Raw genomic sequence first — 14,003 nt, 5'->3', positions numbered from 1 at the left:
CCCCGGTCGGCGCCGGCGGACGCCGGGTCGGCATCTAGGCTCGGTCCCATGGAAGCCAGCGAGGAAGTCCGGGCCGCGGCACGCCGAATCGGCGACGTCTTCGGCGTGCCGCCACAGGTGCTGCGGTTCCGGGCCGCGGTCGACGCGGACGACGACGGCGCGGAGCCGGACGAGGTGTCGATCGCGGTCGGTGACGGCTGCCCCGGCCCGGGCTACGCGTCGTACGCGACGCTGGACATGGTCCGGTACCCCACCAACGTCACCACCGAGGACGGCCGCCCGATCCGCACCGAGCTGATCACCGTCGGCCGTGCCGACTACCGGCTGCTCTCCGACGTCCTCGCGCAGTGCGCGTTCCAGGTCGCCGCCGGCTCGCTGCACGTCACCCCGAACACCATCGTTCCCAACGCCGTTCACGCCGCCGATCCCGGCCGATCCACCCGGCACGTGCTGCTGGTCGTGCCGTTCATCTGGGCCACGCTCGAGATCCTGGTGGACCGCGAGGACGAGGTGACCACCTGGCTGCAGGCGGTGCCGATCACCGACGCGGAGCTGCAGTTCGCCTCGCGCGCCGGCACCGAGGAACTGTTCCGCCGGCTCGAGGCGGCGGGCGCCGACGTCTCCGACATCGACCGCCCGTCGGTGGTCTGACCCCGTTCCGCGGCGGGAGCTCGTGCCCGCCGCATATGCGCGATTCTCACTAGGCTGTCGCTCATGGTTGACTCGGGCTCGGTGTCGAGCGTGTACATCGCGTCGCCGGAAGGCGACACCGGAAAGTCGACGGTGGCGCTGGGCGTCCTGCAGATGCTGTGCGCGTCCACCGCGCGGGTGGGCGTCTTCCGTCCCATCGCCCGCGCGGCCCACGAGACCGACCACATCCTCGAACTCCTGATCGACCACACCACGGCCGAACTGAGCTACGAACAGTGCCTGGGCGTGACGTACGAGCAGGTACACGCCGACCCGGACGGCGCGATGAGCGACATCGTCTCGCGCTACCACGACGTGGCCGCCGAGTGCGATGCCGTGGTGATCGTCGGCAGCGACTACACCGACGTCGCGAGCCCCAGCGAGCTCGGCTACAACGCGCGCATCGCCGCCAACCTGGAGGCGCCCGTCCTGCTCACGCTGCGCGGTCAGCACCGCAGCCCCGACGAGGTGCGCCAGCTGGCGCAGTTGTGCACGGTGGAACTGGCCGCGCAGCACGCACACCTGGTGGCGATCGTCGCGAACCGGTGCGCGCCGGAACTGCTCGACGAGTACGCGTCGGCGCTCGAACCGCTGGGCGTGCCGGCGTGGAGTCTGCCGGAGATCCCGCTGCTGGTGGCGCCGACGATGGCGGAGTTGCTCGGCGCCGTCGACGGCCGGCTCTACAGCGGGGACACCGCGCTGCTGCAGCGGGAGGCGCTGAAGGTGATGGTGGGCGGGATGACCGCCGAACACATCCTCGAGCGGCTCGTCGAGGGAACGGTGGTGATCGTTCCGGGCGACCGCTCGGACGTCCTGCTGGCGATGGTGAACGCGCATGACGCGCAGGGTTTTCCGTCACTGGCCGGCATCATCATGAACGGCGGCATCGCGCCGCATCCCGCGGTCGCCAAGCTGATGGCCGGGCTCAATCCGCGGTTGCCGATCCTCACCACCGAGATGGGTACGTTCGACACCGCGCACACCGCCGCCCAGACCCGAGGGCGCGTCGCGGTGGGCTCGTTGCGCAAGGTCGACACCGCGCTGGGCCTGATGGAGCACCGGGTGGACGCCCCGACGTTGCTCGACCGTCTGCGCCTGCGGATTCCGGCCGTCACCACACCCCAGATGTTCGAGTACCAGTTGATCGACCGCGCCCGGGCGGACCGCAAGCACATCGTGCTGCCGGAGGGCGAGGACGACCGCATCCTGCGCGCCGCCGGGCGCCTGCTGCGCCGCCGGGTGGTCGATCTGACGATCCTCGGCGACGAGGCGAAGGTGCGGGCCCGCGCGGCCGAGCTGGGGGTGGACCTGTCGACGGCCGCCGTCCTCGATCCCCGCCGGTCCGAGTACATGGAGGCGTTCGCGACCGAATACGCGACGCTGCGGGCGCACAAGGGGATGACGGTCGACCGCGCCCGCGAGATCATGACCGACATCTCGTACTTCGGAACCATGATGGTGCACAAGGGCATCGCCGACGGCATGGTCTCCGGCGCCGCGCACACCACCGCGCACACCATCCGTCCGTCGCTCGAGATCATCAGGACGCAGCCGGGGGTGTCGACGGTGTCGAGCATCTTCCTGATGTGTCTGTCGGACCGGGTGCTCGCCTACGGGGACTGCGCGGTGGTGCCCGATCCCACCGCCGAGCAGCTCGCCGACATCGCGATCTCGTCGGCCGAGACGGCGGCCCGGTTCGGGATCGATCCGCGGGTCGCGATGCTCTCGTACTCCACCGGCGACTCCGGCTCGGGCGCCGACGTGGACAAGGTTCGTACCGCGACCGCGCTGGTGCGCGACAGACGCCCGGATCTGTTGGTGGAGGGGCCCATCCAGTACGACGCCGCCGTCGAACCCACGGTCGCGAGCGCGAAGCTGCCGGACTCGGAGGTGGCCGGCCGCGCCACGGTGTTCGTGTTTCCGGACCTCAACACCGGCAACAACACCTACAAGGCCGTGCAGCGCAGCGCCGGCGCGGTCGCGGTCGGACCCGTGCTCCAAGGGCTCAACAAGCCGGTGAACGACCTCTCGCGCGGCGCGCTGGTCCAGGACATCGTCAACACCGTCGCGATCACCGCGATCCAGGCGCAGGAGGATCTGTCGTGACCGAACCCGTCGTGCTGGTGATCAACTCCGGATCGTCGTCGATCAAGTTCCAGCTGGTGCACCCGGTCCGCGGCGAGGCGGTGGGCGCGGGGCTGGTGGAACGGATCGGCGAGCGCGCCGGCCGCATCCTGTACCGCTTCCCCGGCGGGGAGATCGATCGCGAGATGCACATCCCCGACCACACCGCCGGGCTGCACGCCGCGGAGGACGTGATCGCCGAAACCGGTCCGCCGCTGCGGGAGCGGGGCATCGCGGCGGTGGGACACCGGGTGGTGCACGGCGGCGCGGTGTTCCACGAACCGGTCCGCGTCGACGACACCGTGCTGAAGGAGCTGCGCCGGCTCTCGACACTGGCCCCGCTGCACAATCCCCCCAACGTGCTGGGCATCGAGGTGGCGATGGCGCAGCTGCCGGACGTTCCACACGTCGCGGTGTTCGACACCGCCTTCTTCCACACGCTGCCCGAGGCGGCAGCGACGTACGCGATCGACGCCGAGGTGGCGCGCGCGAACAAGGTGCGCCGCTACGGGTTCCACGGAACCTCGCACGAGTACGTCAGCGGCAGGGCGGCGCGCTTCCTGGGCCGGGAGAGCGCCGACGTCGACCAGATCGTGCTGCACCTGGGCAACGGCGCGTCGGCGTCGGCCGTCCGCGGCGGCCGGGCGGTCGACACGTCGATGGGCATGACGCCGCTCGAGGGGCTGGTGATGGGCACCCGAAGTGGCGACCTCGACCCCGGCATCATCCTCTACCTCAACCGCAACGCCGGAATGAACGTCGACCAGATCGACGACCTGCTCAACCGCCGCTCCGGGCTCAAGGGGCTGTGCGGGGAGAACGACTTCCGGGCCCTGCTGAAGCTCGTCGCGGACGGCGATCCCGCCGCGCGACTGGCCTACGACGTGTACGTGCACCGGCTGCGTCGGTACATCGGCGCGTACCTGGTGGAGCTCGGTGGCGTCGACGTCATCACGTTCACGGGCGGTGTCGGTGAACACAACGCCGACGTCCGCCGCGATTCGCTTGCCGGACTGGCGCGTCTCGGTATCGTGGTCGACGAGGACCGCAACACCGCCCCCGGGAGCGGTGAACGCCGGATCAGTGCCGACGAGTCCGCGGTCGAGGTACTGGTGATCCCCACCGACGAGGAGCTCGCCATCGCACGGAAGGCGATCGCGCTGGCCTAGATTCCCGGAATCGAGGACGGACGGCGCAGCCGACGGGACTTTGGACCCTCGCCGCGCAGCGCTCGGACGTCCGACGATTGCGGTCATGGTTGCCAACCCCGAGATCGACCTCGCTCCACCACGAACGCTGACGGCGTCGCGGCCGGCTCCGGCCGGGCGCGGGCGCAAGGGTTCGTTCATCTACAAGATGATCACGACCACCGATCCCAAGGTGCTCGGGATCATGTATCTCGTCACGTCGTTCGCGTTCTTCCTCATCGGTGGCCTCATGGCACTGTTGATCCGCAGCGAGCTGGCGATCCCGGGGCTGCAGTTCCTCTCGAACGAGCAGTACAACCAGCTGTTCACGATGCACGGCACGATCATGCTGCTGCTGTACGCGACCCCGGTCGTGTTCGGCTTCGCGAACTACATCGTCCCGCTGCAGATCGGCGCGCCGGACGTGAGCTTCCCGCGCCTGAACGCGCTGAGCTACTGGATGTACCTCTTCGGCGGTCTCATCGCGACGGCCGGCTTCATCACCCCCGGTGGTGCCGCCGACTTCGGTTGGACCGCGTACGCCCCGCTCACCAGCGCACTGCACTCCCCGGGTCTCGGCGCCGACCTGTGGATCATCGGTCTCGCTCTGGGCGGTGTCGGCACGATCCTCGGTGGCGTCAACTTCATCACCACCATCGTGTGCCTGCGGGCGCCGGGCATGACCATGTTCCGGATGCCGATCTTCACCTGGAACATCCTGATCACGTCGCTGCTGATCCTGCTGGTGTTCCCGCTGCTGGCCGCCGCGCTCATCGGACTGTGGGTCGACCGGCACCTGGGCGCGCACCTGTTCGACCCCGCCACCGGCGGAGTCATGTTGTGGCAGCACCTGTTCTGGTTCTTCGGTCACCCCGAGGTGTATGTCATCGCGCTGCCGTTCTTCGGCATCGTCTCGGAAATCTTCCCGGTCTTCTCGCGTAAGCCGATCTTCGGCTACAGCGGCCTGGTGTACGCCACCATGGGCATCGCCGCGCTGTCGATCGCGGTGTGGGCGCACCACATGTATGCGACGGGTGCCGTTCTGCTGCCGTTCTTCTCGTTCATGACGTTCCTCATCGCCGTGCCGACCGGGGTGAAGTTCTTCAACTGGATCGGCACCATGTGGCGCGGCCAGCTCACCTTCGAGGCCCCGATGCTGTTCGCGGTCGGCTTCCTCGTCACGTTCCTCTTCGGTGGCCTCTCCGGCGTGCTGCTCGCCAGCCCGCCGCTCGACTTCCACGTCACCGACACGTATTTCGTGATCGCGCACTTCCACTACGTGCTGTTCGGCACCATCGTGTTCGCCACCTACGCGGGTATCTACTTCTGGTTCCCGAAGATGACCGGCCGCATGATGGACGAGCGCCTGGCCCGGTGGCACTTCTGGACCACCATCGTCGGTTTCCACGCCACGTTCCTCGTCCAGCACTGGCTGGGCGCCGAGGGCATGCCGCGCCGCTACGCGGACTACCTGCCGACCGACGGCTTCACCACGCTGAACATGATCTCCACGGTGGGCTCGTTCGTGCTGGGCGCCTCGACGCTGCCGTTCCTGTGGAACGTCTTCAAGAGCTACCGCTACGGGCAGGTCGTGACGGTGGACGACCCGTGGGGCTACGGCAACTCGCTCGAGTGGGCCACCAGCTGCCCGCCGCCGCGGCACAACTTCACCGAGCTGCCCCGGATCCGTTCGGAGCGGCCGGCGTTCGAGCTGCACTACCCGCACATGGTGGAGCGGATGCGGGAAGAGGCCCACGTGGGTCTCGGGCACCGCAAGGACAGGGACGCGGTACCGAAGCTGGAGACGACGGTCTGACATCGAACGGTGCGTCCTCGCCGCGGCGAGGACGCACCGCACCTAGAACAGGCTGCGAGGACGCACCGCGTTGGCCAGGTCGACGAGCGTGTAGCGATGGTTGGCGGTGGGCGCGCTGCGTGCCATCGCCCGGAGCGCGGACTCGGTCCCCGCCCGCAGGCCGCGCTGGGTGAACGGCACACCCAGCAGCGGCTCGTCGGCGGTTTCGGGACGGTGCCCCGAGAGCAGCCATTGCAGCGCCGTGCCCAGCACCACGGTCCGCATCTGGGGTGCGCGGACTTCGGTGCGCGGCAGGGTCTCCACCCGGCGCGCCGCCTCCCGGAGCGTCGACTCCTCGATGTTGCCGATGGGCCGCACCGACAGCGAGATGAGAACCGCCGTCATCCGGGCGGTGTGGTAGTTGCGGGAACCGGGTGTCACCTCGTCGAGGGCGGCGACGGCGCCCTGGACGTCGCCGTCGGCGGCCAGCCGTCGGGCCAGGCCGAAGGCGGCACTGACGATGTTGCGGTCCATCCGCCACACGGTTCGGTAGTGGTCGAGCGCCGCCCGCCGCCAGCGGTCCACGTCCGGGTCGGTGCCGTGCTCGAGAAGCAACTCGGCCGTCGCCGCGAGCGCCAGTTTGGGCGAGACCTCGCCCGGCAGCGCCGAGCACACGACGTCGAAAGCCGCGTAGGCGGACGGAAGTTCGTTCGCGACCAGCGCGGCGATCCCGCGGTACCAGTCGACGCGCCAATCGTACGGATACACCGCCGACAGCGGTCGCAACAGTTGCCGGGCCCGCACGGCGTCGCCGAGATCGAGGTAGGCGCGGGCCTCGGCCAGGGACAGCTCCACCGAGCCGGGGAGGTCGCGGTCCGGATCGTCCCGGACCCGGTCGAGCACATCGAGCGTCAGCTGGGGATCGCTCTGCGCGGCGGCGTTGACCAGTGGCGCGCCCGGGTCCTCGGGATCGACCAACGGCAGTGACAGCGCCTGGGCCACCCGCTGCGGATTGAGGGTGCGATCGCGCTCGACGCCGTCGGCGAAGACGTCCGTCTGCTCGACGTACTCGTCGGCACCGAACACCGCGCGCTGGCGGGTGAACTTCGCCGAGAGGGTGGGATGTTCCTCGCCCGTCTGCCGCGAGACGATCTCGCGCAGTACCCCGCTGAGCTGTCCCGACATCTCGGCCGCGGAGCGGAAGCGGCGGCCCGGGTCGGGGTCGATGGCGCGCAGCAACAGGCGACGGTACGAATCGAACTCGGCGAGCAACGGTGCCTGCTCGGGAGTGGGCAGCCCGTCCGCGTAATGCCCGTCCTCGGTGGGCAGGTTCAGCGTCAGCGCCGCGAGGGTTCTGCCGACGGTGTAGATGTCGGAGGCGACCGTGGGTCCGGTGTCGACGATCTCGGGGGCCTGGAATCCCGGGGTGCCGTACAGGTAGCCGTAGCCTTCGATCGGAGAGACCGCGCCGAGGTCGATGAGCTTGAGTTGTTCGTCGGTCACCATGATGTTCTCGGGTTTGAGATCGTTGTACGCCAGACCGATCGAATGCAGGTAGTCGAGCGCCGGCAGGATCTCGAGGATGTACGCGATGGCCTGCTCCACCGGCATCCGCTCCGGACGCCGGTAGGTTCGGAGGATCTCGCGCAGCGAACTGCCGCCGACGTACTCCATCACCAGGTAGCCGGCCGCGACCGCACCCTCCGACCGGTACTCGACGAAATTGAAGATCTTCACGATGCTCGGGTGCTCCACCTCGGCGAGGACCTGCCGCTCGGCGTCCGCGACCGCGCGGGCCTCGGCGTCCCCGAGTTGCAGCAGTCCCTTGAGGACCACCCACCGGTTGTCGACGTTGCGGTCGATCGCCAGGTAGATCCAGCCGAGGCCACCGTGTGCGATGCAGCCCTGCACCTCGTACTGGCCGGCGATCACCATGCCGGGCGAGAGCAGCGGGGTGAAGTCGAACCGCACGCCGCAGTGCGGACAGACGCCCGACGTCGCGCCGGGGCCGTCCTCGGTCGCGCGGCCGACGGGTTTGCCGCAGTTCCAGCAGAAGCGTTTGCGCTCGGGCACGTGCGGATCGGTGAGGATGACGGACTCGGGTTCGCGGCGGGGAACCGGGGGCACCTCGACGAGACCGCCGCCGAGTAGGCGGCGGGTTCGGGAGCGTTGGGTGCGGGCACGACGACCCGTGCTGGGCATGACCTCCTGCGCGGCGGTCGCGACCGGTTCGTCGTCGGGCGCGGCCGCCTGGGTGCGTGCGATGTCGCCCGTATCGTGCTGCTGCACTTCCCGTTCCGTCACCCGTCCTCCGCTCTGGTGTGCGCGTCAGTCCCGGTACGTTGCCGGCGGCGGTCCTGGTGAGGGGCCCAGGACCGAGAGCCATCGTTCGTAGATCATCTCCCACGTTCCGTCCCGGCGGATCCGTTCGAGAGTGCCGTTGACGAACCGTTCCAGATCGTCGTTGCCCTGACGGAGACCGAGGCCGTACAACTCGTCGCCCATGCTCGGGCCCACGATGCGCACGTACGGGTCCTGGGCCACCATGCCGGCGAGCAGCGTGTCGTCGGTGCTGATGGCCTCGACCTGACGCTGCTGCAGCATCACCAGGCAGTCCGACCACATCGGCGCCGTGACGACGGCGGCGTCCGGCTGCTGGCGCAGCAGGCGATCCAGCGACGTCGTCGCCTCGCCCACGCACACCCGCCGCCCCGCCAGGTCGGCGATCGAGGTGATCGGGGAACCGGCCATCACCAGGATCTTCTGTCGGGCGGCGTAGTACACCGAGGAGAAGTCGATCCGGGTGCGCCGGTCGCACGTGATCGCCATCGTCTTGGCGACCAAATCCACCTGGGAGTTCTGCAGGGCTCGCTCACGCTCGGCGTAGGGGAGCACCCGGAACTCGATGGCGTCGGGGTCGCCGAGCAGGTCGCGGGCCACCTCGCGGGCGATGTCGACGTCGAAGCCCTCGATCCGGCCCGTGGCGGGATCGCGGAAGCTCAACAGGTTGCTGCCGGTGTCGAGGCCGACGACCAGCCGCCCGCGGGCGCGGATCGCGTCGAGGGTGGGGCCCGACGGCTCCTCCCCCGGGGGGAAGGGACGCAGACTGGCCGTAGGGTCACCGCAGTCCACCGGTGGCGGCGGCGCCGGGGAGTTCAGCAGCGTGGCGTCGGCCGGGAGCGGCGGATCGCTGTAGGTGTCCGACGGTGGCACCGTGTACGGCTCCGGGGGCGCCGAACACCCCGCGGCCGCCGCACCCGTTGCCATCACGCCCGCCGCCACCGCCGCCACGAGCCACCGGCGCGCGGTCACTGGTACTCCCGCAGGCGCGGCCACAGCCCGAGCGGCACCCCGACCGCCGCGATCACGGTGATGACCACGGCGCCGGGCCCCAGCGCCGACAGCACCTTGGAGGCGTGTGAGACGTCGTCGCGCAGCTCGGTCCGCGCGCTGTCGGCGCCCGCGGACAGGGCGCCGTCGACGGCGTCGAACTGCGTGGCCGACGAGGTCGGATCGGACTCGATGGTCGTCATGGCGGCGGACATCCAGTCACCGACCGCCAGCTGGTCGGCCATCGTTCGGTGCGACGCGGTCCATGCGTCCAGCGACTGCGAGGCGCGCGCGACCTCCTCCGCCCCGATCGACGACGAGTACCCGCGCAGCAGCCCGCGCAGCTGGTCGGTGTCGTCGGCGAACCTGCCGGCGTGATCGGCCTTCTCCTCGCGGCGGACGAGTTGCAGGATCTCCTGCGTACGCGCCTGCTGCGCGAGGATCCGCGCCGAGGCGAACGTCGACAGCGGATCCGACCCCTGCCGGATGGCCCGGTGTGCGGCCGTCGCCGAGACGACCCCGGCCACCAGCATCCACACCAGCAGCAGCGCCATGGCGGCCGTCGTGAACAGCAGCCCCACGTTGAACGTGCGCCGGGTCCGTCTGGCCATGACGACCTGGGTGACGGCCAGGCCCACCAGCAGGACGATCAGCAGGCCGATCGCGAACCACGGGGGCCGTCCGAAATCCGACTGCGGGGCCACCGAGGCGGCGGCACGTTCGGTGTGCAGCTCCTGCGCCGCCGGCAGGATGTCGCGCTGCATCACCGACGACGCCTCGGCCAGGTACGCACCGCCGACCGGATTGCCGAGCCGGTTGTTGGTGCGCGCGGTCTCCACGAGGCCGGTGTAGACCGGCAACTCGGTCGCGATCGCGGTCAACAGGCGACGGCCCTCGTCGTCACCGGGCAACCCGTCGGAGGTGGCGACCAGCTGGGCCGACGCGGTCCCGATCGCCTGCGTGTACCGGTCGCGTGCCTCGGCCGGTTCGACGCCGCCGGACAGGAACGCCGTAGCGGCGGCGGCGTCGGCCACCGACAACGACGCGTACAGGTCCTGCGACGAGCGGGCCAGCGGCTCGGTGGTGAACAGGAAGGTGTCGATGTCCTGCTTGCGCTCGGTCGCCATCATCGATGCGAGCAGGCCGGCGGCGAGCGTGCCCAGCAGCAGAGCCACGCCGACGGCGAGCAGCCGCGCCGGCGTCGACCGCAGCAAATCTCGCGTGGACATCTGGCGCGCACCGATCCACGCGGCGCCGTGCGGCGTCGTGTCCGTTCGCGTTCCGTCGGGATCGGTCGTCTCGTCGTGCGCCGCCAGGGCCCGTCGGATCGCGGTTGTGTCCGGCACTACCACGGAAACCACCTCGGTTCGCCGTCTGTCCGGTTCGCGGCCTCGGTACTGCCGAGCATATAAGCCGCACCGGCAGGTTGTTCCGCCGATTTCGGATGTTGCGGGGAATACTGTGGGGACAGGCGAGCGGCTCGCCGGACAGGGGCAGGTGAGAGGTACTCCATGCGCGGTGACGGAGACGGGTGGTCGACGACCCCGGACGGGGTGCGGCACTGGGGTCGGCACGGTGCGGCCGGTCTGCTGCTGCGCGCTCCGCTGCCGGACGGGTCGGCTGCGGTCCTGCTGCAGCACCGGGCGGCCTGGAGCCACCAGGGCGGCACCTGGGCGCTGCCCGGGGGCGCCCGCGACAGTCACGAGACGACCGTCCACGCGGCGGTGCGCGAGGCGCAGGAGGAGACCGGTATCGACGTCGACGCGGTCCAGGTCCGGGCCGAGCGGGTCACGTCGAGCGTCGCCGGCGGCTGGACCTACACCACGGTGGTCGCGGACGCCGAGAAGATCCTGGCGCTGGTTCCCAACGGGGAGAGCACCGAGCTGCGCTGGGTGCCCGAGGCCGACGTGGCGCACATGCCGTTGCATCCGGGGTTCGCGGCGGCGTGGCCGGGGCTGCGCACCACCGAGGTGCGGGTGCTGCTGGACACTGCCAACGTGCTGGGCTCACGCCCGACCGGTTGGTGGCGGGACCGGGCGGGCGCGACGACCGAGTTGCTGGACCGGCTGGCCCAGGTGCTGCCGCGCACCATCGAACTGCCCGACGGCGGCTTCGGCTGGCTCCCACGAGTCGAGGCCGTGCTCGAGGGCCGCGCCCGGGACGCCGGCCACCGCGACGCGCGGGTGCCCGTGCACGCGGCGGACGGCAGCGGCGACGACGAGTTGGCCCGGTTGGCGGCGCACGCCGGGGCGCTCACCGCCGTCGTGACCGCCGATCGTGGACTGCGCGGCCGTCTCCCGGACTCGGTGCTGGCGCTGTCGCCGTCCACCGTCCTCGGGTGGCTGGACTGACGAACCCTGTCAGTCAGCCCCGGTCGAGCACGAAGCGGCGACCGTGGATCTGGGTGGGCCGGATCTCGACGAAGGTGAACTTCTCGGTCGGTACCCACGACCGCAGGTCCAGCTCCTCGGCGGCGTTGATCTCGTCGAAGCGCACGAGTGTGCGGGCGAGCCCGCGCACCACGACGCTCCACGCCGCGGTCGCGTCCGCGTGGTCCACCTGGAACGTCGTGAGCGGGCGGAGGGTGAGCTCGGTCAGCTTGTCGCCCTCCGCGGTGCGGAAGAAGAGCCGGCCGTCGTGCACGACGTAGTTGACCGGGTAGATGTCGGGGCGGTCGCCCGCGACGACGACGAGCCGGCCCAGGCTCTCGGTGGCCAGCAGGTCCATCGCCTCCTGCTCGGTGAGTTCGGTGACGGGTGCGGTCCGGTCCGGCATGGCTCCTCCGATCATCGGGAGTTCTCACCTCGACTCTGCACCCTCCGGCATCGGCGTGCCAGAAGTCCGCGGTGTGAGTTGCGCGTCACCGCTCCGGCGGCGCCGGTGCCGGGGCGGTGACGCGGGGTTCACGACGAGAGTGCTTGTGCACGAGCGGGTTGCAGCATCGCCGACCGCCGCCCGGGGCGCACCGACATGCCCGGGGCGGTGAGCGCGCCGACGGCGGCGAGGGCCGCGACCGTCCACCATGCCGCGGTCGCGCCGGACGCGGCGAGCACGGCGACCAGAACCGCGATCCCCAGAACACTGCCCAGCTGGCGGGCGGTGTTGACGACCGCGCTCCCGGTGGCCCCCAGTTCGGGCGGCAGGGTCGCGGTGGCCGTGGCCAGGATCGTCGGCAGGGCCAGTCCGACGCCGGCGCCGCCGATGAGCCACCCGGGCAGCATCCCGGTCGCGTAGTCGGGAGCGGCGTCGACGGTCGCGAGCACGAGCACGACGCCTGCACCCCACAGCGCACTGCCCGCCGCCGCGACGGTGCCGGGGGACAGGCGCCGGCTGAGAAGTTGGCCGATCACCGCGAACACGGGCACCAGCATCGGGCCGGGGGCGATCGCGAGCCCGGTGCGCAGCGCCGAGTACCCCCACTGGTTCTGCATCCACAGGATGTTCGCCAGCAGTCCCGCGGCGAACGAGGCGCTGAACGCGATCGCGGTGACGTTGGACCAGACGAACGGCCGCACCCGCAGCAGCGCGGGGTCCAGCAGTGGGCTGTCGTGGCGGACGACCCGTCGTGCCGACCACGCGAGGGCGGCCACGCCCAGCACCGCGGCCGCGAGCGTGCCGGCGTGCGTCCAACCCCAGTCGGAGCCCTGCACCAGGGCGAGCGCGACCGCCCCGACCCCGAGGGCGAGCACCGCCGCGCCCAGCCAGTCGACGCGGACGGGTTGCCGATCACGGGATTCCGGGACCGTGCGCGCTGCCGTCCAGATCAACAGCATTCCCACGGGGACGTTGACGAGGAAGATCCACCGCCACGACGCCGCCACCAGTACCCCGCCCAGCACGGGCCCCAGCGCGGCCGCGGCGGCACCGGTCGCGGCCCACAGCCGGACGCCCAGCGCCCGGCGTTCGGCCGGCAACGCGGCCAGCACCAGCCCCAGGCTGGCGGGAGTGAGGATCGCGGCACCGGCCGCTTGAGCGAGCCGGAACGCGACCAGGATCCACAACGACGGGGCCAGCGCGCACGCGGTACTGGCGACGGTGAACAACGCCAGGCCTACGAGGAACGCCCGCCGCCGACCGACCCGATCGGCCCACCGTCCCGCGGGGACCAGCAGCGCCGCGTAGACCACCGCGTACCCGCTCAGTATCCAACTCAGCTGTGCGAGAGGCGTTCCCGCGTAGTCGGCTGCAATGTCGTCGAGGGCGACGTTGACCACGAAGAGATCGAGATTGGCGACGAAGGGTGCGCCGGAGAGGACGGCGAGCAGAACGCCGACCCGCTGACTTTGCTTTTGCATAGCCAGGAGTGTGGACTCTGGCTATGGATTTGGCAAGTCAGCGCGTACGCTGGGTACATGCAGGCGGCACGACTGGACGGCTTCCTCGCCGATCGGACCGCGTGGCGCGCCACGCAGTGCTCGATCGCGAAAGCCATGGATGTGGTGGGCACCCGCTCGGCGATACTCATCCTTCGCGAGGCGTTCTACGGCACAACGCGTTTCGACGACTTCGCCGAACGCGTCGGTATCACCGAGGCGGTCGCGGCGGCGCGGCTGCGGGAACTGACGGCCGAGGGGGTGTTCGAGAAGCGCCCGTACAAGGAGCCGGGACAGCGCACCCGCTTCGAGTACGTGCTCACCGACAAGGGGCGGGATCTGTTGCCGGCGGTGCTCGCGTTGATGCAGTGGGGCGACAAGTACCTGCAGGGCGAGCGGGGTGGGCCGCTCGACCTCGCGGACGACGCGACGGGCGAGCCCGTTCACGTCGAGGTCCGCAACGAGTCCGGGCGCGTGATCGCCCTCGACGAACTGCGGGTGGTCGCCAACTTCACCGAGGAGCAGGGGCGGCGGAGCACGCGCCGGGACTGAGCACCGGACGCC

General features: G+C 70.6%; 11 protein-coding genes. 6 read left to right on the top strand and 5 right to left on the bottom strand.

The window, feature by feature from the left end; all coding sequences use genetic code 11:
* Positions 1–48: 48 nt before the first annotated feature.
* The 4 genes from E7742_RS15320 to ctaD all read left to right on the top strand — a co-directional run bounded on the left by E7742_RS15320 (position 49) and on the right by ctaD (position 5,817).
* The gene (locus E7742_RS15320) at positions 49–651 is read left to right on the top strand and encodes a suppressor of fused domain protein (RefSeq protein ID WP_137799715.1); all 603 of its coding nucleotides are present in this window, start codon (positions 49–51) and stop codon (positions 649–651) included.
* A 63-nt stretch (positions 652–714) separates the two neighbouring features.
* Complete coding sequence (gene pta / locus E7742_RS15315; RefSeq protein ID WP_137799714.1) at positions 715–2,796, top strand: phosphate acetyltransferase; 2,082 nt, start codon at positions 715–717, stop codon at positions 2,794–2,796.
* The gene (locus E7742_RS15310; protein WP_137799713.1) at positions 2,793–3,983 is read left to right on the top strand and encodes an acetate/propionate family kinase; all 1,191 of its coding nucleotides are present in this window, start codon (positions 2,793–2,795) and stop codon (positions 3,981–3,983) included. Before pta ends, E7742_RS15310 begins: the two co-directional genes overlap by 4 nt.
* An 85-nt stretch (positions 3,984–4,068) precedes the next feature.
* Complete coding sequence (gene ctaD, locus E7742_RS15305) at positions 4,069–5,817, top strand: aa3-type cytochrome oxidase subunit I (protein WP_137799712.1); 1,749 nt, start codon at positions 4,069–4,071, stop codon at positions 5,815–5,817.
* A gap of 42 nt (positions 5,818–5,859) precedes the next feature.
* Here the strand turns inward: ctaD and E7742_RS15300 are convergent, their stop codons facing one another.
* Genes E7742_RS15300 through E7742_RS15290 form a run of 3 tightly spaced genes read right to left on the bottom strand, consistent with a single transcriptional unit; the run spans position 5,860 to position 10,472 of the window.
* Positions 5,860–8,085, bottom strand: coding sequence for a serine/threonine-protein kinase (locus E7742_RS15300; RefSeq protein WP_254699024.1), 2,226 nt, complete (start codon positions 8,083–8,085; stop codon positions 5,860–5,862).
* Positions 8,086–8,124: 39 nt separating this feature from the next.
* Complete coding sequence (locus E7742_RS15295; RefSeq protein ID WP_137801239.1) at positions 8,125–9,063, bottom strand: glutamate ABC transporter substrate-binding protein; 939 nt, start codon at positions 9,061–9,063, stop codon at positions 8,125–8,127.
* Between the two features lie 41 nt (positions 9,064–9,104).
* Positions 9,105–10,472 carry a hypothetical protein gene (locus tag E7742_RS15290; protein ID WP_254699023.1) on the bottom strand — a complete coding sequence of 456 codons (1,368 nt, stop codon included), beginning with the start codon at positions 10,470–10,472 and terminating at the stop codon, positions 9,105–9,107.
* Between the two features lie 165 nt (positions 10,473–10,637).
* On the opposite strand from E7742_RS15290, the gene E7742_RS15285 reads away from it, so the two are divergent.
* On the top strand, positions 10,638–11,477 hold the full coding sequence (locus tag E7742_RS15285; RefSeq protein WP_137799711.1) for an NUDIX hydrolase: 840 nt from the start codon (positions 10,638–10,640) through the stop codon (positions 11,475–11,477).
* A gap of 13 nt (positions 11,478–11,490) precedes the next feature.
* On the opposite strand, the gene E7742_RS15280 is transcribed toward E7742_RS15285, so the two are convergent.
* The gene (locus E7742_RS15280) at positions 11,491–11,901 is read right to left on the bottom strand and encodes a pyridoxamine 5'-phosphate oxidase family protein (protein WP_137801238.1); all 411 of its coding nucleotides are present in this window, start codon (positions 11,899–11,901) and stop codon (positions 11,491–11,493) included.
* Between the two features lie 128 nt (positions 11,902–12,029).
* Complete coding sequence (locus E7742_RS15275; protein ID WP_137799710.1) at positions 12,030–13,421, bottom strand: MFS transporter; 1,392 nt, start codon at positions 13,419–13,421, stop codon at positions 12,030–12,032.
* Between the two features lie 57 nt (positions 13,422–13,478).
* On the opposite strand from E7742_RS15275, the gene E7742_RS15270 reads away from it, so the two are divergent.
* The gene (locus E7742_RS15270) at positions 13,479–13,991 is read left to right on the top strand and encodes a winged helix-turn-helix transcriptional regulator (protein ID WP_137799709.1); all 513 of its coding nucleotides are present in this window, start codon (positions 13,479–13,481) and stop codon (positions 13,989–13,991) included.
* Positions 13,992–14,003: the final 12 nt, after the last annotated feature.

Origin of the sequence: Rhodococcus sp. SGAir0479 (genome assembly GCF_005484805.1) — a bacterium.
Classification (GTDB): Bacteria; Actinomycetota; Actinomycetes; order Mycobacteriales; family Mycobacteriaceae; genus Prescottella.
This window is presented reverse-complemented; position numbering and strand designations above follow the sequence as displayed.

Excerpts from the sequence above, each read along its gene's own strand:
- E7742_RS15275 (WP_137799710.1), bottom strand. The coding sequence starts at position 13,421 with ATGCAAAAGCAAAGTCAGCGGGTCGGCGTTCTGCTCGCCGTCCTCTCC.
- E7742_RS15270 (WP_137799709.1), top strand. The coding sequence starts at position 13,479 with ATGCAGGCGGCACGACTGGACGGCTTCCTCGCCGATCGGACCGCGTGG.
- E7742_RS15280 (WP_137801238.1), bottom strand. The coding sequence starts at position 11,901 with ATGCCGGACCGGACCGCACCCGTCACCGAACTCACCGAGCAGGAGGCG.
- E7742_RS15285 (WP_137799711.1), top strand. The coding sequence starts at position 10,638 with ATGCGCGGTGACGGAGACGGGTGGTCGACGACCCCGGACGGGGTGCGG.
- E7742_RS15320 (WP_137799715.1), top strand. The coding sequence starts at position 49 with ATGGAAGCCAGCGAGGAAGTCCGGGCCGCGGCACGCCGAATCGGCGAC.
- E7742_RS15295 (WP_137801239.1), bottom strand. The coding sequence starts at position 9,063 with ATGGCAACGGGTGCGGCGGCCGCGGGGTGTTCGGCGCCCCCGGAGCCG.
- ctaD (WP_137799712.1), top strand. The coding sequence starts at position 4,069 with ATGGTTGCCAACCCCGAGATCGACCTCGCTCCACCACGAACGCTGACG.
- pta (WP_137799714.1), top strand. The coding sequence starts at position 715 with ATGGTTGACTCGGGCTCGGTGTCGAGCGTGTACATCGCGTCGCCGGAA.